Source organism: Streptomyces sp. NPDC037100, from assembly GCF_055606225.1.
In genome coordinates this window covers 579258-606110 of the sequence record NZ_JBVJSX010000004.1, presented here as the reverse complement: position 1 = coordinate 606110, position 26853 = coordinate 579258, and the positions used below count along the sequence as shown (strand labels likewise).

Here is a 26853-nt window from a genome sequence, read left to right as displayed (position 1 = left end):
GTCAGCCTCGGGTGTCGGTGGGGGCCGCGGGCCAGTTCCGCAGCAGCGTGTCGAGGGCGTCGAGGATCCGGGCCCAGGTCTCCTCGGTGTCCGGGGCGCTGTGGCTGAAACCGCCGCTGAGCTCCAGGCTGACGTAGCCGTGGAAGACGCTGCCGAGCAGCCGGACCGCGTGGGTCTGGTCCGGTTCCGTCAGGTCGTAGCCGCGCAGCAGTGCCCGGGTCATCTGCGCGTGCCGGACGCCGGCGCTCGCGGCCGCCGTCTGCGGGTCGAGTCGCAACTGGGCCGCGGCGTAGCGGCCGGGGTGTGCCCGGGCGTAGTCGCGGTACACGTTCGCGAGGGCGGACAGGGCGTCCTTGCCGGCCCGTCCGGCCAGGGCGTCGGCGGCGCGGTCGGCGAGTTCGGTGAGGGCGAGCAGGGCGATCCTGGTCTTCAGGTCCTGGGAGTTGCGCACGTGCGAGTACAGGCTCGCGACCTTGACGTCGAACCGCCGCGCGAGCGCCGAGACGGTGACCTGCTCGAAGCCGACCTCGTCGGCGAGTTCCGCGCCCGCCTCGGTCAGCCGCTCCGGCGTCAGTCCCACGCGTGCCATGAGGGCTCTCCCTTCTGCCTGAAGAGAGTGTGTATCTACCTAAAGCCTTTAGGCAAATGGGCGTGACCTTGTGGCCCGCCGGGTCCTCCCCCAGGGCTTCAGGACGGAGATCACCGTCATGAACACGCAGGCGGACAGCGACACGACCGGCCCGAACAGCACGTCACCGGCGTCCGGCAGCGGCCCGCCCGCGGCGACGGCGGTGACCGCGGAGTTCACCCCGGGGCGCAGGGCGAACACCGTGGCGGTGGTCGTGGCGAGGGTCAGCCAGAACTTCGTGTACACCCACCGGTACCTGGCCAGACCCCACACCGTGCCCAGTGACAGCACCAGGCCGCTGAGGAGCGTCAGAGTCGCCACGGGGATCAGGAGCCAGTCGGCGAAGAGCTTCATGGCCCGGACGGATGCCTCCACGGTCGCGGCGGACCCGGTGGAGGCCGCGGTGGTCCCGAGCGCGAGCAGCCCGAGCGAGAGCCCGAGCCGGCCGGCGGAGGCGGTGACGTGGACGACGAGCACGGCCCGGCGGGCGCGGCGGCTGAGTTTCGGGTTCGGCTTCACGCTGTCACCGTGCCGGGGAAGGGGCGGTGCGGGCGTCCTGCAGCGGGAGTGAACCGGCGTACCGACGTCGGAGTACGAGGAGTGTCAGTGCCGTCGCCTAACTTCACGGCATGAACGAGCCCTCTTACATCACCGCCATCCGCGAGTCCTACGACACCGTCGCCGCCGACTACGCCCGACTCGTGCCGGAGCCCACCGAGTTGGACCCGGTCTCCCGCACCATGCTGGCCGCCTTCGCCGAACTCACAGCCTCCCTCGGGCCGGTCGCCGACCTGGGCTGCGGCCCCGGCAAGGTGACGGCACACCTGGCCGCCCTGGGAGTTCCGGTGTTCGGCGTGGACGTGTCGCCGAAGATGATCGAACTGGCCCGGGCGGCGTACCCGGAACTCCGCTTCACCGTCGGCTCGATGACCGCACTGGAGATCGGCAGCGGCGAACTCGGCGGCATCCTGGCGTACTACACCACCCACCACATCCCGCCGCAGTGGCTGCCGACCGTGTTCGCGGAGTTCCACCGCACCCTCGCGCCCGGGGGCCGGCTGATGCTGGCGGGCCATGTGGGCACGGGCGAGCACCTGCGCCCGACGCAGGCGTACGGCGATCACCCCTGTCCTACGAGTCACACCTGCTGCCGCCTGACCGGATCGCGGAACTGCTCGCCCGGGCCGGGCTGGTGGTCACGACACGGGTGGTGCAGGAACCGGAGGGCATGTCGAAGCGGCAGGCGGGGACGTTTCTGGCGTACAAGCCGGAGTAGCGGGACCGGGTCGGCGGGGCGGGTCCCTTCAGCCGTTCGGCTCGTTCTCTTCGGAGGCGTGGCCGACCGGCTGTTCGACGACGAAGGAACCTTTGCCTCGCACGGTGACGATCAGGCCGCGCTCGCGGAGTTCCTGTGCGGCCCGTCGCGCGGTGAGTCGTGCTACGCCGTACTCGTCGGCGAGGTGGTTCTCGGACGGGATGGGCCTGTCCGGTGCCAGCTCACCGGATGCGATCTTCCCGGCGATGACATCGGCCAGCTGCATGTAGAGCGGTCTCGCGCTCATCGGGTCCAGAGTGGGCTTCGACGCTTCGGTATCGCTCATACGTCCAACATAGAGCGGTAGTGACCTGCCCAATCGTGTGGATCCCTCTGTACTTGTATGTAGAGGGCTGCATCCAGGTGTAGCGTCGAAGACGGAAAGACCCCGGCGAGGTGTCCAGACCTCCCGGGGCACGGCCAACGCTTACCAGGAGCGTCGACATGCACGACCTTATCTTCCGCGCCCTCCAACGGCTGCGCCTCCTTCTCGCTCCCGGCACCGGGAAACGGCGTCGGTGCCGCCCCCGCCGTCCCCTCTTCCCCCACGTGCACCTCACCCTCGTCAGCTGCCCCTCCGTCCCTCCGTCACCGCACCTCCCCCGCCACCGCTCCCCGTACGGCCTGCACAGTTCTTACGACGGGGCCGCCTCCCCTCTTGTCCGCCCCTACCTCGCCGCACACGAAAGGGAAGCCGCTCTCCAGGAACGCCGCCGCCTGGCCCTCGTGCTCGCCGCCGACTTCGGGATCGATCTCGACCAGCACCTGATCGGCGCGGGGGAGGTGGCCGCCTGATGGAACGCCCCACCGGTCGGACACACGTCACGCCGCCACCCCGGCTCCTGCCCTGGCCGTCGCCCGGAGGCAACCCCTGCTACCTGGTGACCGACGACAACGGCAGCTACCTCTCCCGTCTCGCCGACGACTTGGAAGCCGTCCAGCTCGCCACCGGCATCGACGTGCTCGGTCACGCCCGCAAGGTGCTGGACGACCCGGCCTCGCCGTACCGAGAGGTGCGTTTCGCCGGCTTTCGTCTCGCCGAGTGCCTGACCGACGCCCTGCGGGTCGCCGAGTCCCGGGGGATGCGCCTGCCGGTACCGGACACTGAGGACGCCTGAGAGGGCTACCCGCGGTGTGTCCACACCCGCAACGGGCCGATCGGCTCGAAGCCGTGCCGGAGGGCGACCCTCAGATCGTCACCCTGCTCGTAGCCGACCACGGACAGGGTGGGAAAGAGGTGGGCGAGTGCATGCAGAACGACCGGCCAGGCCGCGTCGGGTCCGTCCTCCCGCCCGAAGACGTTGGAGACGCCGACGACATGCTCACTGCGGGTCGCCACGGCTCCGGCGACCACGCGGTCGTCGGAGCCGCGGGCAGGCCGCGCCAGGATCACGAAGGTCTCCGGGTCGGCGAGCAGCCCGGGGCGGAACAGGCCGGCGTCCCCGGCCCCGTCATCCCAGGCCAGTGCCCAGGCACGCAGGGTGTCCGAGTCGCCCACCACGTCCCACACGAGATCGGATGACGCGGTGGGTGCCCCGGCCGGCCGGTGGACCCACTGTGCCTCGAACAGCACCTGGAACCCGGCTGCCGCCAACTCCAGGTCGGCGAAGCTGTCCTTGACCGAGGCGCCGGGCGAGGCCGTGTCGATCCGGGCGGTGAGCGCGTCGGGGTCGGCGTCCGGCTCCAGCGTCACCGCGTCGGGGTAGTAGAGCGGCGTCCGCACCGGGGCGGCCCAGGCGTCGGCCCCCATCTCTCCCGCCACCCCGTGCGCCCGGCACATCGCCGCACACCACTCGGCATTGTTCCGGGCGGCGGCCCGTACCAGGGCTTGCCGCGAAGTCGTCATGACGTGGATCAAATCGATGGCCGGCCCGGTCCGTCCACCGATTTGATGGTGCCGCTCCGACCACAGCTGGAAGGACTCCACTCTGTGCCTGCTTCCCTTGCCGAGTCAGGACCGGCCGTCGCGCTCCTGAGCGCGCTCGGCGCGGCGGACATCGCCCATCCGGGCGGCACCCTTCTCGCGCACCTCACGCGGGTACAGAGGCAACTCGCCGCGTGGGACGCCCGCCCGGCCCTACAACTGGCAGGCCTGTGCCACGCGTTCTACGGCACCGACGGCTTTCCGGGCACCCTGCTGCCCCTGGACCGCCGGGGCGAACTCGCAGCGGCGGTCGGCGCCGAGGCCGAGGCTCTGGTGTATCTGTATGCCTCGTGCGATCGAGGGGCCACCTATCCGACGCTCGCGGATGTCGATGGACCGTTTCATGACCGGTTCACCGGCCTGAGCCACACCCCGGAGCCGCAGTCGCGGCGGGACTTCGCCGAGTTGTCCGCCGCCAACGAGATCGACCTCGCTCGCCTCGACCCCGCCTTCCGTGCCCAGTGGGGCCCCGAACTCCTCAGCCTCTTCACCCGCATCCGTCCCCTGCTGAGCCAACCGGCCTGGGCGGACTGTCAGGAGGTGCTTGCCCGATGAAGTTGAGCGCGATAACCCTGGACTGCCCCGATCCGCTCGCCCTGGCGGTGTTCTACCAGCAGGCCACCGGACTGGAGCTGCATCCGAAGTCGGACGCCGACTTCGCCGCGCTGGAAGGTGAGAACGGCCTCTCCCTGGCCTTCCAGCGGGTCGACGACCACCGGCCTCCCAGCTGGCCCGACCCTGACGTTCCCCAGCAGCTGCACTGCTGTTTCCGGGTCGCGGATCTGGACGAGACGGAGACACGGCTGCTGAAGCTGGGCGCCGGCAAGCCGGACCCACAACCGAACGAAACCAGGTGGCGCGTCCTCACGGACCCGGCCGGGCACCCCTTCTGCATCGTCGGGGGTCTCGCCGAGCCTGACTGATGCGCTCGGCCCCTCATCCGGAACGAGTCCCCGGCGGCGGCCGGCGGTTCGGCCAATATGGGTTTCATGACCTCGTCGAACGCACCGAACTCCCCGGCCCCGGCGGCCTCATCACCCACGCTGTCCGCGACGGAGATCACCACACCCCGGCTCCGGCTGCGCAAGGCGCACGACGCCGACCGCGCCGGGCTCATCGAGCTGCAGACCGATCCCCAGGTCCGGTCACACCTCGGCGGCCCGAGGCCGCGGAGCGCGGTCGAGCAGTACGTCGACGCGATGGGTGTCTCCCACGTCACCGACAGGCCCGGCACGTTCGTCATCGCCGACCGGACGACCGACCACTTCGTCGGGACGCTCCTGATCCACCCGCGCCCCCTCGACCTCCCCGGACACGTCACCGAGGAGGGCGGGGAACTGGAACTGACCTACGTCCTGCGCCGCGCCGCCTGGGGCACGGGCCTGGCCTTCGAAGCAGCCACGGCCGCGTTGCGCGCCGCCGCGTTAGAACTGCCCGATCAGCCGGTCCTGATCGTCACCCAGACGGCCAACACCCGCTCCCTCGCGCTGGCCGCCCGCCTCGGCTTCCGGCGCGTGAGCACCTTCGAGGCCTACGAAGCCGAACAGACCCTCGCGGTGGCCGAGCTGCACTCGTTCCTGGCCTGATGTCCTGTCCCGGACAACCGTGGGCAGGGTGAGTCCCTGGCCTGCGGTGCTTACGACTGAGTGGGACGAGTGGACGCCTCACGGTCCCGCTCCCCCTCCACCATGGGCAGTCGCCTCTGGGGGTGCAGCACAGCCGAGCGCCCTGGGGAATGTCGGCGCACGCGGCACGGGGTCAAGGCGGAAAGAAGATCTGTGAATCTTCGCGTGCGCGGCAACTTTTCGGCCTCCCCGGACCACTCAGGGCTGTCCGGCCAGGTGGTCCGGTCAGATGCAACGGCTGAAAGAGAGCACAACATGTCCCTCGCCCACCCACGTCATCGGTGGCGTACCGCGCTGGCGGCCGTCGTGCCGCGCGGCGGCGGTAGTCGCAGGTCGTCCCACTCTGCCGACAAGAGCGGACGAAAGGCGATGCATCGTGGCCGTCGGTTCTTCGCGCGTCGCGGTGTCTGGGCGGCCATCGCCATGACTGTCGTGGCCGGATCCGTGGTTGTGGTCAACACGGCCTCGGCGGACACCGTGGATCCGAAGGCCTGGTACGTGCTGGTCAACCGCAGCAGCGGCAAGGTGATGGATGGCCGCGCCTTCGCCACGAAGGACGGCGCGACGGTGGTGCAGTGGGGTCGTCACGGCGGCGCCAACCAGCAGTGGCGGTTCATCGACGCGGGTGATGGCTACTACCGGCTGAAGAACCGGAACTCCGGCAAGGTGCTGGACGACTACAAATGGTCGAAGACCGCCGGTTCCGACCTCGTGCAGTGGAGCGACCGGAACAGCGCCAACCAGCAGTTCGAACTGGCGAAGTCGCCGGACGGTTACGTGCGTTTGATCAATCGCTTCAGCGGCATGGCCGTCGAGGTCGACAACGCGTCCAAGGCCGACGGGGGCGATGTCGTCCAGGACCGCGACCGGGACGGCGCCCATCAGCAGTGGCAACTCGTCCCGGCCGGGAGCGTCGGCAGCGCCGACACGCCTGTGAAGGGCGGAAGTGCCCCGTCGGCGTCGTCTCCCGCGGCCGGAGGCGGCAGCTCGACGACCAGTTTCATGGGCAACAACAAGGTGCTCATCGGCGGCTCGATGCCTGACGAGTCGGCCAAAGCCGCGCCGTTCGATGTGCGATACGCCTATGTGCACAGTCAGCCCGCGCCCTCGTCGGACTACTACTCGGCATCGAAATGCAAGGATGCGTGGAAGAGCTGGTGGGGCTGCTGGGGCGGCAGCACCACGGAGCCCGGTAGTTACGTGACCTGGTCGGACGCCCAGGCGGCCAAGGCGACTTACAAGGGCAGCCCGCGTCCGCAGAAGTTCTTCTGGACCTGGTACTCGTTGCGCGATCTCGGGGATCTGGCCGGCCATGGCGACGGTCCGGGCGAGGTCGAGGCCATCAACCGGGTCGACCTGCTCACCCGGTATATGAACGACTACCGTTTCTTCCTCCAGAAGATCGGCAACTCGCCTGACATGATCGACCTCGAGCCTGACTTCTGGGGCTATGTTCGGTCGCTCGGCGATCCGCACAAGGTTGCCGCGAAGGTCTCGGGCGCGAATCCGAAGGATTGCGGATCACAGGAGAACAGCGCCGCCGGACTCTCCCGCTGCCTGATCGCGATGGCGCACAAATATGCGCCGAACACCGCCGTGGGATTCCACCTTTCCTGCTGGGACTGGCAGAGCAACACCCAGGGGTGCGCCAAGGATTACGCGAACCTCGGTGCGAAGAACGCCGACTTCCTGGTCGCCGATGTGTCGGACCGTGACGCGGGCTGGTACGCACAGCCGGCCCACGGCGGCCGTGACAACTTCTGGACCGACAAGAAGGCCGCTGCCGCGCTGGGGTTCTACAAGACGATGGCCGAGTCCGTTGGCAAGCCGGTGGTCCTGTGGCAGATCCCTGTGGGCAACATGGCGCAGAACAACACCCTCAACCATTACAAGGACGACAAGGTCGACTGGTTCTTCGCGCACATGGACCAGGTGGCGAACGCGCATATCGTCGGCCTGCTCTTCGGTGCGGGGCACCACGAACAGACATCGATCGAGACCGATGGCGGAAACCTGATCAGAAAGACGATCGCCTATCACAACTCGGGCGGCGTGGCGCTCAAGTAGCGGAGATGCGAACCCGACCCCATCTCTTCGATGGGGTCGGGTTCGTCCTCTTCGTCGGGCTGAGGACCTCTCGGCTATGGCGAGGTCGAGACAGCGCGGGCCGTGCAGGTCGATGAACGCGTCGATGTGGGAGGTCTCCGGGTCGGGGCCTTGGGCGGGACTGCCTGCACATCGCAGAGACAGGACACCTGGCCTGAGCCGCGGGCCGGAGGCGACAGCCGAGTGCCGTGGCGCACTTTTGCAAGCGGGTGCTTGCAATAGTTAGCGGAGTGCTGCACTGTGGAGGCATGGCATCGCTCAACGTCGGCAATCTCGGTGACTATCTGCGCGAGCAGCGGCGCAACGCGCAGCTGTCGTTGCGGCAGCTCGCCGACGCCGCCGGGGTGTCCAATCCGTATCTCAGCCAGATCGAGCGCGGGCTGCGCAAGCCGAGCGCGGAGGTGCTGCAGCAGGTCGCCAAGGCGCTGCGGATCTCCGCCGAGACGCTGTACGTCCGGGCCGGCATCCTCGACGCCGAGCGTGACCGGGACGATGTGGAGACGCGTGCCGTCATCCTCGCCGACCCGACGCTGAACGAGCGGCAGAAGCAGGTGCTGCTGCAGATCTACGAGTCCTTCCGCAAGGAGAACGGGTTCGGGACCGGCGACGGCTCGGACGGTGCGGACGGGTCGGGCGGTGCCGGCGTCGTCGGTGTCGTCACCGCCGACGGGGCGGTGAGCGTCGACGGGGACGCTCCCGGCACCGGGATACCCCCGGCCGGCCCGGCCGACGGCGGTCAGTCCGCCCGGCGCCGCAGCCGCAAGAGCACCGCACGGAGCGACAGCACGAACGACGGCGGTACGACCGCCACCCGCCGCGCCCGCAAGAGCACCGGCGGCAGTGACACCGATCCGCAGCAGACGGCCGGCTGAGCCGGACCAGGGCATGGGCCGCCCGCCGCGGATCACACAACCCTCAGCCGAACCCCCAAGCGATACAGAATCCGGGAGGACCATCACCATGGCCATCACCGACGACCTGCGCAAGACCTTCAGCAACCCCACCCCGCTCTACTTCGCCGCAGGCACCGCCGACCTCGCCCTTCAGCAGGCCAAGAAGGTGCCGGCCCTGGTGGAGCAGCTGCGCTCCGAGGCCCCCGCGCGGATCGACGCCGTACGCAACACCGACACCAAGGCCGTCCAGGAGAAGGCCTCCGCCCGGGCCAAGGAGGCCTCCGCCCGCGTCAAGGAGACGCAGGAGACCCTGCAGACCAAGGTCACGGAGTTCATCGGCTCGATCGACGTCGACATCAAGAAGCTCGGCAGCACGATCGACTCGGACCTGAAGAAGTTCGGCGAGAGCGCCCAGGACTTCGCGCTGCGCGGCGTCGGCGTGGCCGCCGAGTACGCCGTCAAGGCCCGTGAGACCTACGAGAAGGTCGCCGAGCACGGCGAGCAGGCCGTCCGGACCTGGCGCGGCGAGGCCGCCGACAGCATCGAGGACGTCGCCGAGGGCGTCGAGGAGCTGGCCGTGGCCGTCGAGCCGAAGCCGAAGCCGCAGCCGGTCGAGGTCAAGGAGGAGCCGGCGAAGCCGGCCGCCGCCGCCCAGGCGAAGAAGGACCCGGCCGCCAAGAAGGCCCCGGCGCGCAAGACCACCACCACCGCCAAGAAGACCACCCCGCCCGCGAAGTAGTACGGCGGAGCGGCGCACACGGGCCGGGCACCCTGGGGGTGTCCGGCCCGTTGTACGGGTACGGTGACCGCGTAGGACGAGCCGAGTCAGGTGGTGGACGTTGTGCTGATGCAGGGCTTCGCAGGGTTTATGTGGCTACTGAGCATGGCCCTGATCGTTTTCAGCGGCTTCGCGTTGCTCGACGCGGCTGTGCGCCGGGAAGACGCCTACCGCGCGGCCGACAAGAAGACCAAGCCCTTCTGGCTGATCATCCTCGGCATCGCCTTCGTGGTGAACCTGCTCTTCCCGATCCTGTCGTTCCTGCCGATCATCGGCCTCATCGCGACGATCGTGTACATGGTCGACGTACGGCCCGCGATCCGGGCCCTCCCGGGCGGCGGCCGCAGCCGGCGCGGCTCCAGCAGCGACGGCCCCTACGGCCCGTGGAACGGCGGCCGGTAAGGGCCCTCGCCGGCAGCTGAGCCGGGGGCTACGGCACCCGGTCCAGCAGCAGCACCGCCACGTCGTCCGTCAGCTCGCCGCCGTTGAGGTCGCGCACCTCGTTCACCGCCGCCCGCAGCAGCTGCTCGCCCCGCAGGCCCTCGGCGAACTGGCGGCGGATCATCTCCGTCATGCCGTCCTGGCCGAGCCGCTCCCGGCCCCGGCCGATGTGGCCCTCGATCAGGCCGTCGGTGTAGAGCATCAGGCTCCACTCGGCGCCCAGCTCCACCTGCATCCGCGGCCAGCGGGCGCCGGGGAGCATGCCGAGGGCCGGTCCGTTGTTGTCGTACGGCAGCAGGCGGGCCGGTTTGCCCGGGCGGGCCAGCAGCGGCGAGGGGTGACCCGCCAGGCACAGCCCGGCGCGGCGGCCGTCCGGCGCGATGTCCACCGTGCACAGCGTCGCGAAGATCTCGTCGTCGGCCCGCTCGTGCTCCAGCACCTGCTGGAGCGTGCCCAGCAGTTGGTCGCCGCACAGGCCCGCCAGCGTCAGCGCCCGCCAGGCGATCCGCAGCTCCACACCGAGCGCGGCCTCGTCCGGGCCGTGCCCGCAGACGTCGCCGATCATGGCGTGCACCGTGCCGTCCGGCGTGCGCACGACGTCGTAGAAGTCGCCGCCGAGCAGCGCGCGCGAGCGACCGGGGCGGTAGCGGGCGGCGAACCGCAGCGAGGAGCCCTCCAGCAGCGGCGTCGGCAGCAGACCGCGCTCCAGGCGGCGGTTCTCCTGCGCGCGCAGCCGGCCCTCGGCGAGCCGGCGCTCCGCCGACTCGGAACGCTTGCGCTCCACCGCGTAGCGGATCGCCCGGCTCAGCAGCCTGCCGTCCAGCTCGTCGCGGAAGAGGTAGTCCTGGGCGCCCACCCGCACCGCCTCGGCGCCGCGCTCGGCGTCACCGGACGCGGTCAGCGCCAGGACGGCGTGCCGGGGCGCGAGCTCCAGCACGTGCCGGAGCACGGCGAGCTCGTCCGCGGAGTCGCTGTGGCCCGGCGCGGGCAGCGCCAGGTCCAGCAGGATGCAGTGGACGTCGTCGGTCAGCAGCCGGCCGGCCTCCGTCAGGTTGCGGGCCGTGCGGATGCGGATCGGCTTGCCCGCCTGGTCGAGCATGTCCGGCACGATCGGTGAACCGGCCGGATCGTCCTCGATCAGCAGCAGCGTCAGGTTGGTGTGGGCGGTGTTGTTCTCCACCTTGTCCGTGGTGTTCCCGGCGGTGTCCGGCGTGCGGTCGGCGGGCGAGGCGTCCTTCACGGACTCCTCGGCCGAGTCGCCGCGCGGGGACGCCGCCTGCGCCTGACCACTCTCCACGGCCGGGATCGCTCTCTGCCGCGGTATGGGTACGGGCATCGTCTTGGGTTCCTTCCCTCCCCCCGAGGGCACGGTGGGGCGAGGGACCTCGACCCACCGAGCGGGACCATAGCGGGTGTCGGCGCCGCATTGGAATGGTGTGAGCCACGCCGCTGTGCCATCGGCCCGTGTCATATGCCGCGATATGCCCCGCAGTTGGACAGCTCGGAGATGCTGCGGGGATGACGAACGTCACGTCAGCGCACGGTTTGCCCGCGGTGAGGCGTGCGGTGGGTCACGTGGGCCGGGTCACCGCGGGTGTCCTTTGTCCGGTGGGCCGTCGTCCGGCCGGTGTTCGCGCTCAGTCGGCGTCCGTGCCGGGGTCCGGCCGCACCACCCCGAGGATGGGCATGGTTCCGGCGCCCGCGATCGTCACGGTCCGCCCGGGGCGCGGCGCGTGCACGATCGCCCCGTCGCCGATGTACAGGGCGACATGGCTGGCGTCGTCGAAGTAGATGATGAGGTCGCCGGGGCGCATGTCCTGGATGTCGATGTGCCGCAGCCGCTTCCACTGCTCCTGCGAGGTGCGTGGGATGCCGCGCCCGGCGGACAGCCAGGCCTGTGACGTCAGCCCCGAGCAGTCGTAGGTCCTGGGGCCCTCGGCGCCCCACTGGTACGGCTTGCCGATCTGGGCCGTGGCGTACTTCACGGCCTTTTTGCCCTGCTCGGAGGCCTTGCCGTTGATCTCCTCCAGGATGCCGGAGCCGAGCCAGGCGGTCTGCGCCTTGTTCGCGGCCTCCTTCTCCAGCTCGGCGAGGCGCTCCTGCTCCTCCTTCTGCAGCTCGGACTCGAGCTTCTCCGCCCGCGCGATCTGCTTCTCGATCTTCTTCTGCGCGGCGGCCTTGGCCTTGCGGCCCGCTTCCAGCTTCTTCAGCTGTGCGGAGGCGTCCTTGGCGTACTGCTCCAGGTCCTCCTGGGTGCGGGTCAGTTCGCCCAGCAGGCCCTTGGTCGCGTGATGGCCCTCACGGACCCGGCCCGCGCCGTCGAGGAAGTCCTGCGGGTCGTCGCTCAGCACCAGGTGGGCCTCGGGCGGCAGTCCGCCCCCGCGGTACTGGGCGGCGGCCGCGGCGCCCGCGCGGGCCTTCAGCTTCCTGAGCTTGTCCTGGCCCTTGACGATCTTTTTGGCCAGCTCGACGACTTCGGCGGACTGCTTGTCCGCCTTCTCGTCGGCGGCGTTGTACTCGTCGGTGGCGCGGCCCGCGGCGCGGTAGAGCGTGTCGAGCTTCTTGCGGACGGCCTCGAGGTCCTTTGCGGGTGCGAGTGCCGGGCCCGCGCTGGGGGTGGGTGAGGGGGTGGGGTTCGCGAACGCCGTGCCCGGTGCCGCCAGCACCGTGACCGCGCAGACCACGGCCACCGCGGTCGCCATCAGGCCACGCTTGCCCGTTCCCATGCCTCAGCCCCCAAACTGATTAACCATCAGTAACTTGTGGTTCGCATGGGGATGCTGCCATGTCGGCCCGGAAAGCGACAGAGGTAGTACTTCCCGTCACCCGCGCGCCGGTATGCCCCGGCATGACGATCTCCCCGTCTGTGTGACGAACGACTCAGAGAGATCGTTCCAACGGGCCCCGTCAGGACGGAGCGATCAGGCGCCCGGGGTCAAGGCCTCCCAGCGCACCGTCACTTCGCCCTGCCGCCAGCGCGCCGGCCCGTCCGTCACCGGCCAGTCGGCGGTCAGGTCCCGTACCGCACGGATCCAGCGCTGCCGGGCGCCGTAGGAGGCGTAGGGCGCGGCCGCCGCCCAGGCGCGGTCGAAGTCGCGCAGGAAGGCGTGCACCGGCTCGCCCGGGACGTTGCGGTGGATGAGCGCCTTCGGCAGGCGCTCCGCCAGGTCCGAGGGGCGCTCCAGGGAGCCCAGCCGGGTCGCGAAGGTGACCGTGCGCGGTCCCTCCGGGCCGAGTGCGACCCATACGTGCCGGCGTCCGATCTCATCGCAGGTCCCCTCGACGAGCAGCCCGCCGCGCGACCCGGTCGCCGGATCGGCCGGTGCGAGCCGCGCGCACAGCCGCTCCCACACGGCCGCGACCTCGCCCTCCTCGTACTGCCGCAGCACGTTCGCCGCGCGCACGAGCAGGGGCCGCTGCGGGATCGGGATCTCGAAGCCGCCGTGCCGGAAGGCGAGCCCCGCCCGCTCGTAGGGCAGCGCCGCCGCGACCCGGGCCGGGTCGATCTCGACGCCGACCACGCGCGCACGTGACGCGACCGTACGCAGGCGCTGCAGCAGCTCGACGGCCGTCCAGGGGGCGGCGCCGTACCCGAGGTCGACCGCCACCGGGTCGGCGGCGCGGCGCAGCTCGGCGCCGTGCGTGACCGCGATCCAGCGGTCCATGCGGCGCAGCCGGTTGGGGTTGGTCGTCCCCCGCGTCACCGTGCCGAGGGGGCGGGTGGCGGCGCGGGGTGTCATGCGTACGAGGTTAAGCGGCCGCCGGCCCCTGTCAGGGGGCGAGGTGCCGCCGCCGGCAGGTGGGGCGCCGGCGGGAGAGCGTGGTGAGGTCGCCGGGCATCGGTTCGCCGGCCGGTCCCCGCTTGCCGCTCGCCCGGCTCGTGCACCGGTTGACCGCTCGGGCCGGGGCACTCCCACCCTCGAACGGTTGAGCGACAAGCGGTAATGATTCGGTAAAACTCCCGAATCGGGAAATGGAGTGCCTCCCTCCGGTGTTGCACCCCGTCGGAGGGCACCGTGCGCCCTGCGAAGGCATGCCCGGAGCGAGGAGGAACGCCACGTGAGCCAGTACATCGGCAGGCTCGGCCGGCGCTCCGCGTCGTCGCCGGCCCGTCTGCGGCTGCACCGCAGGCCCCGCCGCGTCGCCATGCTCTCCGTGCACACCTCGCCGCTCCACCAGCCGGGCACCGGCGACGCCGGCGGCATGAACGTCTACATCGTCGAGCTCGCCCAGCGCCTCGCCGCGCACGGCATCGAGGTCGAGATCTTCACGCGCGCGACCGCCGCAGCCCTCCCGCCGACCGTCGAGCTGGCCCCCGGCGTCCTCGTCCGGCACATCGACGCCGGACCCTACGAGGGCCTCAACAAGGAAGACCTCCCCGCCCAGCTGTGCGCCTTCACCCACGGCGTGATGCAGGCCTGGGCCCACCACCGCCCCGGCCACTACGACCTGGTCCACTCCCACTACTGGCTCTCCGGCCACGTCGGCTGGCTCGCCGCCCAGCGCTGGGGCGTCCCCCTGGTGCACGCCATGCACACCATGGCCAAGGTCAAGAACGCCAACCTGGCCGCCGGCGACACCCCCGAACCGGCCGCCCGCGTCATCGGCGAGACCCAGATCGTCGCCGCCGCCGACCGCCTCATCGCCAACACCACCGAAGAGGCCGACGAACTGGTGCGGCACTACTCGGCCGACACCGACAAGGTCGCCGTGGTCCACCCCGGCGTGAACCTCAGCCGCTTCTCGCCCGCCGACGGCCGCGCCGCGGCCCGGGCCCGCCTCGGCCTGCCGCAGGACGCGCTGATCCCGCTCTTCGCCGGCCGCATCCAGCCGCTGAAGGCCCCCGACGTGCTGCTGCGGGCCGTCGCCGTCCTCCTCGACGGGCGCCCCGAACTGCGTTCGCGCATCCTCGTGCCCGTCGTCGGCGGCCCCTCCGGCAGCGGTCTCGCCAAGCCCGAGGGCCTGCAGAAGCTGGCCGCGCGCCTGGGCATCACGGACGTCGTACGGTTTTGCCCGCCGGTCGGCCAGGAGCAGCTGGCGGACTGGTTCCGCGCCGCCTCCGTGCTGGTCATGCCCTCCTACAGCGAGTCCTTCGGCCTGGTCGCCATAGAGGCGCAGGCGGCCGGCACCCCGGTGCTCGCGGCGTCGGTCGGCGGCCTGCCGGTCGCCGTGCGCGACGGGCACACCGGCTTCCTCGTCCGCGGCCACGACCCGGCCGACTACGCGCGCGTGCTGGGCGACTTCGCCGACGACCCGCGGCTGACGCCCCGGCTGGGCGACCAGGCGGCCCGCCATGCCCAGTCCTTCGGCTGGGACACCGCGGCCGCCGCCACGGCGGACGTCTACACGGCCGCGATGCAGGCGCACCGCCGTCGCGTACGCTCGCTGCATGGGTGAAACCGATCAGGAACAGCGTGCGGCACAGGTCATCGAGGGAGTGCTCAAGGACGCCGACCTGGAGTGGGAGAGCCCCCGGCCCGGCACGTACGTCGCGCAGCTCCCCGGCACCCGCAAGCTGAAGACGACGCTCTCCCTGCTCGTGGGCCGCCACTCCCTGTCGCTGAACGCCTTCGTCATCCGCCACCCCGACGAGAACGAGCAGGGCGTCCACCGCTGGCTCCTGGAGCGCAACCTCAAGCTGTACGGCGTGAGTTACGCAGTCGACCAGCACGGCGACGTCTACGTCACCGGCCGCCTCGCCCTGTCCGCCGTCACCGCCGACGAGCTCGACCGCCTGCTCGGCCAGGTCCTGGAGGCCTCCGACGGCGCCTTCAACACCCTGCTTGAGCTGGGCTTCGCCTCGGCGATCCGCAAGGAGTACGCGTGGCGGGTGTCGCGGGGGGAGCCGACCCGCAACCTGGACGCGTTCGCCCACCTCACTCAGCGCCCCGAGCGCTGACCGGCCCGGTAACTCCCCGGCGGCACGCCCACCAACTTCCGGAAGTGCCGGGTGAGGTGCGACTGGTCGTAGAAGCCGGCCGCCACCGCCACCTCGCCCGGTGCGTGCCCCTCCAGGAGCAGCCGCCGGGCTCGCCCCACGCGCAGGGACGTCAGGTACTGGTGCGGGGCGATGCCGTAGGCGGTGCTGAACGCCCGGACCAGATGGGCGGGATGGGCACCGAGCAGCCCCGCGGCCTCGCGCAGGACGACGCCCTCGACGATCCGCTCGTCGAGCAACTCGCGCAGCCGCCGGGCGAGCACGGGATCGGCGGGCCGAGCGGAAGCGGACTCGTTCCGCAGATGCCCGCGCAACCGCTCCCCTACGAACAACAGCCTGCTCTCGGCCTCCAGTTCCTCACCGGGCCGCCCCAGCGCGCCGTGCACCTGGCCCACCCGCCGCCGCAGCAGCGGATCGCGCAGATCGGGCCGGTCGACGGCGGCCCCGATGAACTCGTCCCCGAGGTACGTCCCGTCCAGGTACAGCACCCGCTTGCGGAAGCCCTCGGCGGTGACGGGGGAGCCGTTGTGCGGCACGTGCGGCGGCAGCAGCGTCACGGTGTCGTGCGGGGTGCCGTGCTCGTGCCGGTCGAGGTCGTACCGCACGGCGCCGGTGTCGACGATCAGCAGCGTCCAGGAGTCGTGGACGTGCATCGGATACGCGTACTCGGTGAACCGCGCGTGGAAGACCTCGACGACACCTTCCACGGCGGGCCGCCAGGCGGAGACGATCCGGGAGGACTCGGAGGCCATGCAAAGAACGTACAAGACCCCGGCGGGGGCCGGCGGGCACGCTCGGACCATGAACACCGAACCGATCCGCTTCGACACGAAGATCGCCGTACTGCTGCGCGCGGACCTGGAGCCCTGGCAGCGCCTCAATGTGACATCGTTCCTGGTCAGCGGCCTGGGAGCGCAGATTCCCGAGGTGATCGGCGACCCGTACGAGGACGCGGACGGCGTGCCCTACCTCCCCATGTTCCGCCAGCCGGTCATGGTCTTCGAGGCCACGAAGGAAACCCTGACCACCGCCCACACCCGTGTCCTCTCCCGCGCCCTGCCCCGCGCGATCTTCACCTCCGACCTCTTCGCCACGGGCAACGACCGCGACAACCGCGCCGCCGTGCGGGCCGTGCCGACCGCGCAACTGGACCTCGTGGGGCTCGCGGTTTACGGCCCGAAGAACGCGGTGGACAAGGTGGTGAAGGGGGCGCGGATGCACCCGTGAGCCGGGGAGGCGGGCCGGCGGGCGACCAAAGTCGCGGGGGCGTAGACCAACGGCTGACGACAGGGCGCACGGCCGCTCAGGAGACTGGCCGTATGGAGGAAGCCAGAAACGTTCCCATGCGGAAGAGCTCCCGCCCGCAGCCGGGCAGGGCGACGGAACTCGCCGAATCGGCCTGGGCCGTCGTGCTCTTCTGCGTCGCCTGCGGTGCCGTGGCCGGCGCGCTGCTCCCGCTTCTCGCCCGCCTGCTGCTCGCCCTGCCGTGGGCCCCCCTCGAAGGTCCGGCCGAACTGCTGACCTCGGTCCCGGAACCCGTCCTCACTCTCGCTACGACCGCGGTGGGCGTGCTCGGCGGCCTGCTGCTCGGCTTCACGGCGGCGCACGAGTCGCTGTCCGTCCGCGTCCGCGACACCCACGTGACCCTGGCCGTCCGGGACGACGTCCAGGAGTTCACCCGCGACGAGATCTCCGTGTTCTTCCGGGACGGCAAGCAGCTCGTCCTGCTCGGCCCGGACAGCCTCGAACTGGCGCGGGAGCACTGCGGCCTGAACTGGCGGCGCCTCGCGGACGCCCTCACCGCACACGGCTGGTCGTGGGCGGAGGAGGACCCGCACCGCGCCGAGTTCCGCCGCTGGGTCCCCGGCACTCCCGGCCTGCCCACAGGCGCGGACGCCCTGTTGCGGGCCCGCGCGCAGGCCCGCACGGAGGAGGGCGGCGCCGAGGACGCCCGGGAGTTGCGCGGGGAACTGCTGCGGCTGGGGGTGGTCGTGCGGGACGAGGACCGGCGGCAGTACGTCCGGGTCGTGAGGAGGAGCGGCGGCGGTGCGTCCGGGGCGTGAGGAGTGAAGACAGGGGTTGACCCCGCTGCGGCTTGCCCAGCCACGCGCCGGGCTCAGGGCGTGCAGGCGGGGGTAGCTTCTGCATGGCCGACGCCGGGGGCGGTGACGGGCGTCCTCACGTCGGCGCTGACCTGGGCGGTCCTGGGCACGGACCACCCCGCCCGGCTCCTCCCCGTCTGGGCCGACTTCATGGCACGCGGTTCGTTGGCCATGGCCGCGTACGTCTGGCTGAGCCGCCGCCCGACGACCTGAGGGAGGACCCGAAGGGGTGCGGGGGCTGGAGATGGTGTGGGGGCTGGAGATGGGTGAGGGGCGCCGCGGAAGCACCCTGCTGTGCCGCGGAAGCATCCTGCTCCTAGAATCGAACGCATGAACGACCCAGAGTCGCGGCTCGCGCTGCTCCGCTTCCTGGAGCGCGTGCAGGAGCGCGACCTGGCACGCACCCGCCGGTGGATCGCGGACGAGGAACGCCGCCAGACCGAACACCGGCGGGGTCTCCTGGCCCGGCCCCCCGTGCCGGACTGGCTGATCGAGCACGGCCTGTCCGGACAGGACGCCGTGTACGTCCATGTCGGCGGCTGCTGGAACGCGGGCCGGCGCAGCAAGGGCGTCGACCGCGACCATGCCCGGCGCGCCCTCGCCGACGGGGTCAAGGCCTGCCCGCAGTGCCGGCCGGACACGGAACTCGGGTTCGTGGACGGCTAGTGCGGCCGGTTTCGGAGGAAGGTGTTCCGGACGGTCGTCCGGGGAGGGAGCGTCTTGGACGGCCGCTGCCGGAGGCGGAGCGCCGACGCCCGGGCCCCGCGAAGACAGCCCAGCAGGGCGTCAGTCAGTGCCCGGGTCACGACCACCGGAACCCGAGTATCAGCATCAATGTCAGTGCCCGGCGTTATGGTCTCCCGTGCGCGGCCGGCTTCCGGGGGTTCCAGCTCTGTAGGGAATGGTTTGTATCCCCGGCCTGTCCGGGGGCGGCCCGGAGATGTCGTCCGGGACCCAACCGACGGCCGGGCTTCGTCGATCGCCAGGAAGAGACCTGCCAGCGCCGGCCGCGCAGCCCTGGATCCTCATGCCGGTACGTCTCGCCGGAGGGGCCCGACGTCGCGCGCCTCGCCGACACGGTCACACCGGACGCGGCTTCCCGCCGGGACGGCCACGGCACCGACGGCGGGTCCCGGCGGTCACACCAGGACGCGGCTTCCTGCCGGGACGGTCACCGCCACCGACGGCGGGTCCCGGCGGTCACACCAGGACGCGGCTTGCTGCCGGGACGGTCACCGCCACCGACGGCGGGTCCCGCCTCACCCCGCCCCGACCTCGGGCTGCGGCCGCACTCCCACCGACGGCTCGGCCACCTTCTCCTCGCCCGGCACACGCCGCATCAACACGCCGTACCCCACCCCGGCCACCGTCCCCACCACCGCGCACAGCCCCCACAGCCACGCCGCCCCGAACCGGTCGATGACGAACCCGGACAGCAGCGGGGCGACGAGGGCGGCCACCGACCAGGACATCGTGTACATGCCTTGGTAGCGCCCGCGCCCGTGCACCGGGGACAGCCGTACGACGAGACTGGTCTGCGTCGGCGCGTTGACGATCTCCGCCAGGGTCCACACGCACACCGTGAGGGCGATGACGCCCAGGGATCCCGCGAAGGCGGTGAGGGCGAAGCCGTACCCCGCGAGGACGGACGAGACGATCAGCAGCCGGCGCGGATCACGGTGTTCGATGAAGCGGGTGACCGGGATCTGGAGGACGACGATCATCACGCCGTTGACGGCGATGGCCATGCCGTACTCGGCCGGGGAGAAGCCGGCCTCGCCCATGGCCACAGGCAGCCCCACCGCCCCCTGCTGGAAGATCAGCGCGACGAGGAAGGACAGTCCGACGACACTCATGAACCGCCCGTCGCGCAGCACGGTGCGCAGGCTCACGGAGTCCTCCCGGGCGCCCGCCGCCACCACCCGCTCGGCCGGCCTGGACTCCGGCAGCCGCAGGAAGACGAGGATCGCGCAGACCAGCGTCATCCCCGCCTCGATCAAAAATCCGGCGCGGTAGCTGACCTCGGCGATGAATCCGGCGGCCATGGAGGAGACGGCGAAGCCGAGGTTGATGGCCCAGTAGTTGAGGGAGAAGGCACGGATACGGTCCTCGGGCCGGACGATGTCGGCCATCATCGCCTGCACGGCGGGCCGCGAGGCGTTGCTGGCCATGCCGACGAGGAAGGCGACACCGGCGATCGCGACCGGGTCGCGCACGAAGCCCAGCAGCGCGACGGACACGGCGGTCGAGGACTGTGCGATCAGCAGGGTGGGCCGCCGGCCCAGCCGGTCGGTCATCACCCCGCCGCCCAGCGAGGAGACCACCCCGCCGAGCCCGTGCAGGGCGGCGACCAGACCGGCGTACGTGGCGGAGTAGCCGCGGTCGAGGGTCAGGTACAGCGCCATGAACGTGGCGACGAAGCCGCCGAGGCGGTTGACGAGCGTACTGGCCCACAGCCACCAGAACGCGCGGGGGAGACCGGAGACCGTCTCCCGGACGGCGCGTCGGGCACGCAGGGCGTACGGCATGGGTCCCCCGGAGGTAACAGGCGTGGATGGCGCGTGTAAGCGGCGCTGGCGGTATGCGCAAATTACAAGCGGGGGGCTGACGGTGGCCACTCAATTAACAGATCCCGTCAAACGTCCGCCTGTCGGGCAGCCACGCGAACGGGCGAAAGCGTGGATTACGCTCTGAGGCATGGCCGACGCACCGTACAAGCTGATCCTCCTCCGCCACGGCGAGAGCGAGTGGAACGCGAAGAACCTGTTCACCGGCTGGGTGGACGTGAACCTCAACGAGAAGGGCGAGAAGGAGGCAGTCCGCGGTGGCGAGCTCCTGAAGGACGCCGACCTCCTCCCCGACGTGGTCCACACGTCCCTCCAGAAGCGCGCGATCCGCACGGCCCAGCTGGCCCTGGAGGCCGCGGACCGTCACTGGATCCCGGTCCACCGCTCGTGGCGCCTGAACGAGCGCCACTACGGCGCCCTGCAGGGCAAGGACAAGGCGCAGACGCTCGCCGAGTTCGGCGAGGAGCAGTTCATGCTGTGGCGCCGGTCCTACGACACCCCGCCCCCGCCGCTGGACGTCGACGCCGAGTACTCCCAGTTCTCCGACGCGCGCTACGCGACCCTCCCGCCGGAGCTGCGCCCGCGCACGGAGTGCCTGAAGGACGTTGTCGTCCGCATGCTGCCGTACTGGTTCGACGCGATCGTTCCCGATCTGCTGACCGGCCGCACGGTCCTGGTCGCGGCCCACGGCAACTCGCTCCGCGCCCTGGTCAAGCACCTCGACGGCATCTCCGACGCGGACATCGCGGGCCTCAACATCCCCACGGGCATCCCGCTCTCCTACGAGCTCGACGCCGACTTCAAGCCCCTGAACCCGGGCGGCACGTACCTCGACCCCGAGGCGGCGGCAGCGGCGATCGAGGCGGTCAAGAACCAGGGCAAGAAGAAGTAAGCAGCGCTGAAGAAGCCCCCTGCCTGCGGGTTGTCCGCTGGTAGGGGGCTTTTTGCTCTGCAGGGGCCGTCTCTGGGCCGTCAGTCGTTGATCGGGCCGTCAAGTGCGTCGGTGGCCAACGGCGGATGCGGATATCGAGGGCGATGAGCAGCGCCCCGGGGACTGTGATCCCGGCCGGGGTGTAGACGAGCTACGCCCCGGCCACCCGGCTACTAGGTCACCGGACCAGGACAACGCACTGCTTGATGAGTGCGATGACCGTGGCCACCGTGAGCACCAAGCCCACAAGCCGGCCGTCGACAAGTCCTGTCATGTATGCCGTTTGCGTACAGGCGATACCGGCGAGTGCCGACTGCGTCGCCGTCGGGAGCCGGAAGCGAAGCCCGAAGAGATCGCGGTCCCCCGGCGCGGGGGGTGAAGGGGCTGCCACTATGGACACCTCCGTTGTCGTCAGTGGATCTTGCGCGTGCACGGAGTTGGGGCCGCCCCGCACCCCCGGGGCGGTCCCTCCCTTTTCCGTGCTAGGACAGCAAAACGCACTGCTCAGAGGGTCGTTGACACTCGACGAGCACAATGGGCGCAGCTTCACCGTGGTTTCTAGGGCCGTCTTGCGCAGCGTTGCTGGTTGCTTTGGCCTGCTGTAATTGCGTGGCAGGCCGTCGTGACTGGCAGCATCAAAAGAGGCTTCTCTGGAGGCGGGACGGTTTTGCCTAGCCTTTACTTTTGCTGGCCGTAGTCGGGTGCCTACGGGGTTGGCGTCGAACGTCCGTACAGCCTGGCCACGGACCTGCGAGTCCGTTCTCGGCTTGTTGGCATCAAATGGGCGTATACCCGGAGTGTCAGGCCGGGGTCCGAATGGCTCGGCACCACAGGCTGACAGATGGGTAGCAGTCGCCCTGCGCACCATCTCACCAGCACTCGACCCAGACGCCTCCGACGAGGCCTGGGCCTGGCTCTACGACGGCCGCATCGACACACGACGAGCCCTATTACGCATGGAACCCTGCACAGTCTCTCTGACCCACGCCAGCACCCGCACCACATGGACGATCCGACCCGTGGTCTTCCTACCGCTGGCCCACCGCCAGGGCGCCGATCTCCCAGCCTGCGCATACGACTTCACGCCCCGCACCACAAACTGAGTTACAACCTTCTCTACTGGTTCAAGGCGGCTCGCTCCGCTCCCGGCGCGCGGCCCGGCCCCCGGCCGGACCTGCGCTCCTGTCTCCGCCCCGCTCCAGCCCGGCCGGCGCCCGTGCCGCGCACACAGCATGCAGCCACCTGATGCCAGAGAGGGGTACGTCGTGGCTGGGGCGGTCGGCTCCACGGCTTTAGGCAGCCACTTTGGCGCGAGCCTCGAAGATCATGGCCCCAACGTCGTGCCTTAGCGGGCAGGTCCACAGACTGCCCGACGCGCCGGAAGCTTACGGGGCCATGATCACTCGCGCCAAAGCAGCTCCGTAAGTTGTTCGGTGGCCCGGGAGGGCCGGATGTGGCTTCAAAGCAGCTTGCCGACCGTGGCTCGGCTGGAGTGGCCGTCCGGTCCTTCGGGGCGCCCTGGTCGCTGATTGAAATGCGCGGAATGGGTCGCTGTTTACGGAGCTGACGACGGGGTGTCCTTCGGGCCGACGGAACGAACTCGGCTGCGGGAGGGACGCGTGAACAAACAGCGGGCCCGGATATGGGTTGGTATCGACGCGGGCAAGGGCCATCACTGGGCCGCAGTGGTCGACGAGACCGGCGCGACCCTGTGGTCGAAGAAGATCGAAAACGACGAGTCGGCGATCCTGACCGCGCTCGGCGAGATCTTGGACCTGGCCGACGAGGTGCACTGGGCGGTAGACATCTCCAGCAGGTCCTCAGCCCTGCTGCTGGCGCTGCTGGCAGCCCATGGCCAAAGGGCTGTCTACGTGCCCGGCCGCACCGTCAACCGCATGACCGGCGCCTACCGGGGTGAGGCCAAAACCGATGCCCGCGAGGCCTATGTCATCGCCGAAACCGCCCGGCACCGCCGGGACTTCACCCTGCTCGACGTGCCCGCGCAGCTGGCCGCCGACCTCGCACTCCTCACCGCGCACCGCACCGACCTGATCACTGACCGGGTGCGGACGGTCAACCGGCTCCGCGATGTGCTCACCGGCATGTTCCCCGCCCTGGAGCGAGCCTTCGACTACTCGGCCCGCAAAGGCGCACTGGTGCTGCTGACCGGATACCAGACCCCGGCCGCCCTCCGCCGACGCGGCTTGGCCCGCCTGACCGCCTGGCTGACCAATCGAGGAGTCCGCGACCCGGAGAGCGTGGCCACCGCGGCCTTGGAAGCGGCCCAGGCCCAGCAGACCGCACTGCCCGGCGAGGACACCGCCGCACAGATCGTCGCCGACCTGGCCACACAGATCCTGGACCTGGACGACCGACTGCGACGACTCGACCGGCAGATCCGCGACACCTTCCGCACTCACCCACAGGCCGAGATCATCGAGTCCCTGCCCGGTATGGGGCCCATCCTCGGAGCCGAATTCGTCGTCGCCGCAGGAGACCTGACCTCCTACACCGACGCCGGCCACCTCGCGTCAGCCGCCGGACTCGTCCCCGTCCCACGCGATTCCGGCCGCCGCACCGGCAACCTGCACCGCCCCAAGCGCTACAGCCGCCGCCTGCGCAGAGTCTTCTACCTCTCCGCGCAGACCAGCATCGTCCGCGACGGCCCGAACCGGGACTACTACCTCAAGAAACGCGGCGAAGGCTGCAAACACGTCCAGGCCGTCATCGCCCTCGCACGACGCCGCACCAGCGTGATGTGGGCTCTCCTGCGCGACAATCGATCCTTCACCCCCGCCCCGCCCACGCAGACCGCTTGAATCAACTCGACGTCCCACACATGGCAGCGTGGTTGAGGCCGGTGGGGGTGCAGCGAGACACACGCGCGCCTGACCGGTCGACGTGCCCGCCATCCTGGCTGGCTTTCGTCGGCTGAGGCACAAACGATGTCCGAGACCAGGGGCCACCCGCACTACTGGCGAGCGCCCACGGCCTCGACTCGGTCATTTGAAACTCCACCGACCTCGTGGCTTTGTCCTGGGCTTCGCGCTGCCCGGCTCGTGGCTACTCAGCGCGCCCCTGGTTGCGGCTAGACCTGCGGTGCAGGACAAGCGAGGCGCCGGCACCAGCCACGACGGCGAAGACGGCGCCGCCGTAGTTGTCCTGAACGAGGACGCCAGCGGCAATCACGGTGCCGATGACGAGAGGTAAGCCAGTGGTCATGCTGTTCTTCTTCACGAGAGCCTCTCCTCAGAAGTGTCTGCGGTGGACAGCACTACGGAGATGGACAGGTCGTCCATACCAGTGCACGCGGCATGATCTCAGGTTCGCCAATGCCGGACCAGGCTGATCACGTTCGACGATGCGCTGCTGGTGTGCTGATCAGCCAGACAGAGCGGAACTCCTCGTAGGCGAACTGAGGGACCGGGGCCCTGCCAGGGGTTCGGCGACCCTGGCCCCTGACGTGCCTGGTGAGATGGCTTGCGGCGGGGAACAACGGGGAGCGTCGGCGAACCATGCGACTCAGGGCCAGGTCAGAGGATGATCCGCCGCCTGGCCCTGATCGTGTCCACGGCCTCCCGATCAGTCCCCGTGGCTTGACTCAGTCATTGAAACTCCTGCCCAAAGCCGCTCCGCCGACCTTAGTTGCCTGCGGCAGGTTTAACCCGTTCAGTGCTTCATCAGCTGGGTGACCAGGTCTTGAGTGAATTGCTGCCGCTTAAGGCGGTCCCGCGAGGGCATCTGCCCACCACCAGTCGCGATGACAGACTGAGCCAGTTCTCGAAATGTCGAGATCAGATCATGCTGCTTCAAGGCAGTAATGATCTGCTCACTCTGCTCCTCGGACTTGTTCTTCTCAAGGGAAGCCGATTGCCCTCCCAGTACATGATACTTCAGCGCCATGAGAATGTGGTATCGAGCGGGCTTATAAGCAGCCTCAAGTCCGCCCGACCTGAAAGCATTTTCTAGCCGATAGGCAGCGAATGCGCTAGCCATATAGGGAAGGAGCTTGTGATCCTCGCGAAAGATCGCAGCGCCGATGTCGTCGTACAGCCTGCTCGCATATCGGGCAGCAACATGCGGGGCGTCTAGGAACATGGCGGAAACCGCGCGCATTTGATCACTGATAGTAACAATCCGATTTTTGGTAACTTCTTTGTTGTAAAACTGGCCTGAACGGCGCTCGTACGTCAGCTTGATATCCGGCGTATCGAGCTTGTAGAAGTCCTCCAGCCGCTTCTGAAACTTGCTGAGTGCCACCAGATCATTCTCTTGGACAGCAGTCTGAGAGTTCGTTGCGCGAATGATCTGCGTCGCGACCTCTTCGTCTCCAGTCACGACCAGCCGAATCGGTACGTAGACCTCAGAGATTGCCTCCCCGAGCGACTTCTTGGACAGGTAGAGGCAGTGACTGGTCTGGCAGCCATTCACGATCTGGTACCCAGATACCGCCACCGCATCTCCCGGCTTAGGCGAGTATGATGCCGCAACTACGGTTACGCCGTTATTTAGAACCGGCAGAAGGTTCCTTTCGGGGGAATCAAGGGTATCCATAATCTGCTTATTGACCGAATTATCTTCCCCCTTGAAGCCTCGCACATTGTCATAAAAAACGCGCTCATCGAGCGTCTTTGCACCTCCAGTTTCGATCAACTTGAGCAACTCCGCCACAGAAACTACACCTAGGATCGCCTGATCAACGCCGGGCATCTTCGGCAGGTTCACTTGCTTCTCGAACTGGATCTCCACTTCGTTTGCATGGTTTTTCCTTACCCATGCGTCATGGATGTCGTCAGCGCCGAGAACTGTGACGGATACCTGACCAAGAAAACCGAGATTCTCAAGGTGCTCCCTCGCAGTTGCAATCCTTTCTTGAACAGGGTCAGCCCAAATGGCCTGCTTCGGTGCCGTAGTAGTGAAGTACAAATAGACGGAAGGAGACCCCTTCAGGCGACTCGCATAATTCTCGAATGCAGAACTAAGAGCTTTCGCCAAGGCGTCCATGCGAGGGTGCGCTGAAAAACCTTCCCCCTGAAGGAACTTCCGAGCGGTGTCGCCGAAGTTGAGAATATCCGGACTGGATACAGAGGCCGATTGCTTTGCCTGAATGAAGTGTAGGTTCACCTCGACTTTTGCAGCGTTTTCGCAGATCTCCCTAACGTCGTCAGCATCCCAAGCTAGCTGCCCATTCACGTCAAGGGCGATGACATCAACACCGATCGCACCCTGGTCGAGAAGCAAGTCAGATTTTTGAACTTGAGTGATAAGGTCCTCGGGAAGAATGAGACTTGCAGCAAAGAGTTCAAAAGCGTCAGCATCACTGATTTCCAGAAGCTCCTCCTCCTCGCGAAACTTTTTAAACAGTCCCTTGATGAGGGGGTTCATTCCACACTCCTAACCACTAGACGACGTTCTCCCGAGTGCGCATCGCGTGCTAGAAGATCCAGCACGCGCCAGCTCCGACGATGTTAGGGATGATAGCTGCAACTTGGGTAGGCAACCCGCAGTTTGGTCCACAAGTGGCCAAGATGCACGGGCTGCAAGACAGCTCGTGCATCTTCGCCGGCCAGGTGAGCCGAACGTGCAAGCGATCTTGCGCGGCTGG

Annotated in this window: 29 protein-coding genes and 1 pseudogene; 19 read left to right on the top strand and 11 right to left on the bottom strand. The window is 69.2% G+C overall.

All coding sequences use genetic code 11. From position 1 onward, the window contains the following. Position 1: 1 nt before the first annotated feature. Positions 2 to 589, bottom strand: coding sequence for a TetR/AcrR family transcriptional regulator (locus tag ACZ7EG_RS17050; protein ID WP_471078557.1), 588 nt, complete (start codon positions 587 to 589; stop codon positions 2 to 4). A 48-nt stretch (positions 590 to 637) separates the two neighbouring features. Then, a complete protein-coding gene (locus ACZ7EG_RS17045) occupies positions 638 to 1147 on the bottom strand; it encodes a DUF2269 domain-containing protein (RefSeq protein WP_471078554.1) in 510 nt (169 codons plus the stop codon). A 110-nt stretch (positions 1148 to 1257) separates the two neighbouring features. Here ACZ7EG_RS17045 and ACZ7EG_RS17040 point away from each other — a divergent pair. Next, positions 1258 to 1904, top strand: a pseudogene (locus ACZ7EG_RS17040) (class I SAM-dependent methyltransferase). 28 nt (positions 1905 to 1932) lie between these two features. Here the strand turns inward: ACZ7EG_RS17040 and ACZ7EG_RS17035 are convergent. After that, positions 1933 to 2190, bottom strand: coding sequence for a GntR family transcriptional regulator (locus ACZ7EG_RS17035; RefSeq protein WP_471078843.1), 258 nt, complete (start codon positions 2188 to 2190; stop codon positions 1933 to 1935). 197 nt (positions 2191 to 2387) lie between these two features. Between ACZ7EG_RS17035 and ACZ7EG_RS17030 the strand changes: the two genes are divergently transcribed. Beyond that, positions 2388 to 2738 (top strand): hypothetical protein, encoded by a 351-nt coding sequence (locus tag ACZ7EG_RS17030; protein WP_471078551.1) that lies wholly within the window; start codon positions 2388 to 2390, stop codon positions 2736 to 2738. Further along, positions 2738 to 3061, top strand: coding sequence for a hypothetical protein (locus ACZ7EG_RS17025; RefSeq protein WP_471078548.1), 324 nt, complete (start codon positions 2738 to 2740; stop codon positions 3059 to 3061). Before ACZ7EG_RS17030 ends, ACZ7EG_RS17025 begins: the two co-directional genes overlap by 1 nt. A gap of 5 nt (positions 3062 to 3066) precedes the next feature. Here the strand turns inward: ACZ7EG_RS17025 and ACZ7EG_RS17020 are convergent, their stop codons facing one another. After that, complete coding sequence (locus tag ACZ7EG_RS17020; RefSeq protein WP_471078545.1) at positions 3067 to 3789, bottom strand: hypothetical protein; 723 nt, start codon at positions 3787 to 3789, stop codon at positions 3067 to 3069. Positions 3790 to 3873: 84 nt separating this feature from the next. Here ACZ7EG_RS17020 and ACZ7EG_RS17015 point away from each other — a divergent pair, with 84 nt between their 5' ends. The 7 genes from ACZ7EG_RS17015 to ACZ7EG_RS16985 all read left to right on the top strand — a co-directional run bounded on the left by ACZ7EG_RS17015 (position 3874) and on the right by ACZ7EG_RS16985 (position 9671). Next, positions 3874 to 4422 (top strand): DUF6817 domain-containing protein, encoded by a 549-nt coding sequence (locus tag ACZ7EG_RS17015; protein WP_471078542.1) that lies wholly within the window; start codon positions 3874 to 3876, stop codon positions 4420 to 4422. Further along, a complete protein-coding gene (locus tag ACZ7EG_RS17010; RefSeq protein ID WP_471078539.1) occupies positions 4419 to 4790 on the top strand; it encodes a VOC family protein in 372 nt (123 codons plus the stop codon). The genes ACZ7EG_RS17015 and ACZ7EG_RS17010 overlap by 4 nt, the downstream gene beginning before the upstream one ends. Before the next feature lie 66 nt (positions 4791 to 4856). Further along, the gene (locus ACZ7EG_RS17005; RefSeq protein ID WP_471078536.1) at positions 4857 to 5453 is read left to right on the top strand and encodes a GNAT family N-acetyltransferase; all 597 of its coding nucleotides are present in this window, start codon (positions 4857 to 4859) and stop codon (positions 5451 to 5453) included. A gap of 294 nt (positions 5454 to 5747) precedes the next feature. Continuing rightward, positions 5748 to 7559 (top strand): RICIN domain-containing protein, encoded by a 1812-nt coding sequence (locus ACZ7EG_RS17000; RefSeq protein WP_471078534.1) that lies wholly within the window; start codon positions 5748 to 5750, stop codon positions 7557 to 7559. Positions 7560 to 7846: 287 nt separating this feature from the next. Then, positions 7847 to 8470, top strand: a complete 624-nt coding sequence (locus ACZ7EG_RS16995) for a helix-turn-helix domain-containing protein (protein WP_471078532.1) — start codon at positions 7847 to 7849, stop codon at positions 8468 to 8470. 88 nt (positions 8471 to 8558) lie between these two features. Then, a complete protein-coding gene (locus ACZ7EG_RS16990) occupies positions 8559 to 9230 on the top strand; it encodes a hypothetical protein (protein ID WP_471078531.1) in 672 nt (223 codons plus the stop codon). Between the two features lie 108 nt (positions 9231 to 9338). Further along, positions 9339 to 9671 (top strand): DUF2516 family protein, encoded by a 333-nt coding sequence (locus tag ACZ7EG_RS16985; RefSeq protein WP_351636152.1) that lies wholly within the window; start codon positions 9339 to 9341, stop codon positions 9669 to 9671. 28 nt (positions 9672 to 9699) lie between these two features. Here the strand turns inward: ACZ7EG_RS16985 and ACZ7EG_RS16980 are convergent, their stop codons facing one another. From ACZ7EG_RS16980 to ACZ7EG_RS16970, 3 genes are all read right to left on the bottom strand, one after another. Beyond that, entirely contained in the window at positions 9700 to 11046 is a 1347-nt protein-coding gene (locus ACZ7EG_RS16980) for a PP2C family protein-serine/threonine phosphatase (RefSeq protein WP_471078529.1), read from the bottom strand. Positions 11047 to 11347: 301 nt separating this feature from the next. Beyond that, the gene (locus tag ACZ7EG_RS16975; RefSeq protein WP_471078527.1) at positions 11348 to 12436 is read right to left on the bottom strand and encodes a C40 family peptidase; all 1089 of its coding nucleotides are present in this window, start codon (positions 12434 to 12436) and stop codon (positions 11348 to 11350) included. Positions 12437 to 12631: 195 nt separating this feature from the next. Continuing rightward, the gene (locus ACZ7EG_RS16970; protein WP_471078525.1) at positions 12632 to 13450 is read right to left on the bottom strand and encodes a class I SAM-dependent methyltransferase; all 819 of its coding nucleotides are present in this window, start codon (positions 13448 to 13450) and stop codon (positions 12632 to 12634) included. Positions 13451 to 13769: 319 nt separating this feature from the next. Here ACZ7EG_RS16970 and mshA point away from each other — a divergent pair, with 319 nt between their 5' ends. Both mshA and ACZ7EG_RS16960 read left to right on the top strand, forming a co-directional pair. Next, complete coding sequence (mshA, locus tag ACZ7EG_RS16965) at positions 13770 to 15107, top strand: D-inositol-3-phosphate glycosyltransferase (protein ID WP_471078523.1); 1338 nt, start codon at positions 13770 to 13772, stop codon at positions 15105 to 15107. Then, positions 15100 to 15609 carry a type III secretion system chaperone family protein gene (locus ACZ7EG_RS16960; protein ID WP_471078521.1) on the top strand — a complete coding sequence of 170 codons (510 nt, stop codon included), beginning with the start codon at positions 15100 to 15102 and terminating at the stop codon, positions 15607 to 15609. Before mshA ends, ACZ7EG_RS16960 begins: the two co-directional genes overlap by 8 nt. On the opposite strand, the gene ACZ7EG_RS16955 is transcribed toward ACZ7EG_RS16960, so the two are convergent. Next, positions 15591 to 16400, bottom strand: coding sequence for a helix-turn-helix transcriptional regulator (locus ACZ7EG_RS16955; RefSeq protein WP_471078519.1), 810 nt, complete (start codon positions 16398 to 16400; stop codon positions 15591 to 15593). The genes ACZ7EG_RS16960 and ACZ7EG_RS16955 overlap by 19 nt on opposite strands. A 49-nt stretch (positions 16401 to 16449) precedes the next feature. Between ACZ7EG_RS16955 and ACZ7EG_RS16950 the strand changes: the two genes are divergently transcribed. The 4 genes from ACZ7EG_RS16950 to ACZ7EG_RS16935 all read left to right on the top strand — a co-directional run bounded on the left by ACZ7EG_RS16950 (position 16450) and on the right by ACZ7EG_RS16935 (position 18416). Further along, positions 16450 to 16875 carry a DUF2000 family protein gene (locus ACZ7EG_RS16950; RefSeq protein ID WP_471078516.1) on the top strand — a complete coding sequence of 142 codons (426 nt, stop codon included), beginning with the start codon at positions 16450 to 16452 and terminating at the stop codon, positions 16873 to 16875. A 116-nt stretch (positions 16876 to 16991) separates the two neighbouring features. Then, positions 16992 to 17711 carry a YqeB family protein gene (locus ACZ7EG_RS16945; RefSeq protein ID WP_471078513.1) on the top strand — a complete coding sequence of 240 codons (720 nt, stop codon included), beginning with the start codon at positions 16992 to 16994 and terminating at the stop codon, positions 17709 to 17711. Positions 17712 to 17813: 102 nt separating this feature from the next. Further along, positions 17814 to 17963 (top strand): hypothetical protein, encoded by a 150-nt coding sequence (locus tag ACZ7EG_RS16940; RefSeq protein ID WP_471078510.1) that lies wholly within the window; start codon positions 17814 to 17816, stop codon positions 17961 to 17963. Between the two features lie 117 nt (positions 17964 to 18080). Beyond that, positions 18081 to 18416: a DUF6233 domain-containing protein gene (locus ACZ7EG_RS16935; protein WP_471078507.1), complete on the top strand. Its 336-nt coding sequence runs from the start codon at positions 18081 to 18083 to the stop codon at positions 18414 to 18416. A 593-nt stretch (positions 18417 to 19009) separates the two neighbouring features. Here ACZ7EG_RS16935 and ACZ7EG_RS16930 read toward each other — a convergent pair. Further along, a complete protein-coding gene (locus tag ACZ7EG_RS16930; protein WP_471078504.1) occupies positions 19010 to 20278 on the bottom strand; it encodes an MDR family MFS transporter in 1269 nt (422 codons plus the stop codon). A gap of 169 nt (positions 20279 to 20447) precedes the next feature. Between ACZ7EG_RS16930 and ACZ7EG_RS16925 the strand changes: the two genes are divergently transcribed. The 3 genes from ACZ7EG_RS16925 (at position 20448) to ACZ7EG_RS16915 (ending at position 24067) form a co-directional block, all read left to right on the top strand. Next, complete coding sequence (locus ACZ7EG_RS16925; RefSeq protein WP_362041045.1) at positions 20448 to 21209, top strand: phosphoglyceromutase; 762 nt, start codon at positions 20448 to 20450, stop codon at positions 21207 to 21209. An 806-nt stretch (positions 21210 to 22015) separates the two neighbouring features. Continuing rightward, complete coding sequence (locus ACZ7EG_RS16920; RefSeq protein ID WP_471078499.1) at positions 22016 to 22351, top strand: hypothetical protein; 336 nt, start codon at positions 22016 to 22018, stop codon at positions 22349 to 22351. A 516-nt stretch (positions 22352 to 22867) separates the two neighbouring features. Next, complete coding sequence (locus tag ACZ7EG_RS16915) at positions 22868 to 24067, top strand: IS110 family RNA-guided transposase (RefSeq protein WP_471078496.1); 1200 nt, start codon at positions 22868 to 22870, stop codon at positions 24065 to 24067. Positions 24068 to 24311: 244 nt separating this feature from the next. Here ACZ7EG_RS16915 and ACZ7EG_RS16910 read toward each other — a convergent pair whose 3' ends face one another. Together ACZ7EG_RS16910 and ACZ7EG_RS16905 are read right to left on the bottom strand one after the other, a co-directional pair. Next, positions 24312 to 24485 (bottom strand): hypothetical protein, encoded by a 174-nt coding sequence (locus tag ACZ7EG_RS16910; RefSeq protein WP_179878972.1) that lies wholly within the window; start codon positions 24483 to 24485, stop codon positions 24312 to 24314. Between the two features lie 432 nt (positions 24486 to 24917). Further along, positions 24918 to 26633, bottom strand: a complete 1716-nt coding sequence (locus tag ACZ7EG_RS16905; RefSeq protein WP_471078493.1) for an AIPR family protein — start codon at positions 26631 to 26633, stop codon at positions 24918 to 24920. Positions 26634 to 26853 lie beyond the last annotated feature (220 nt).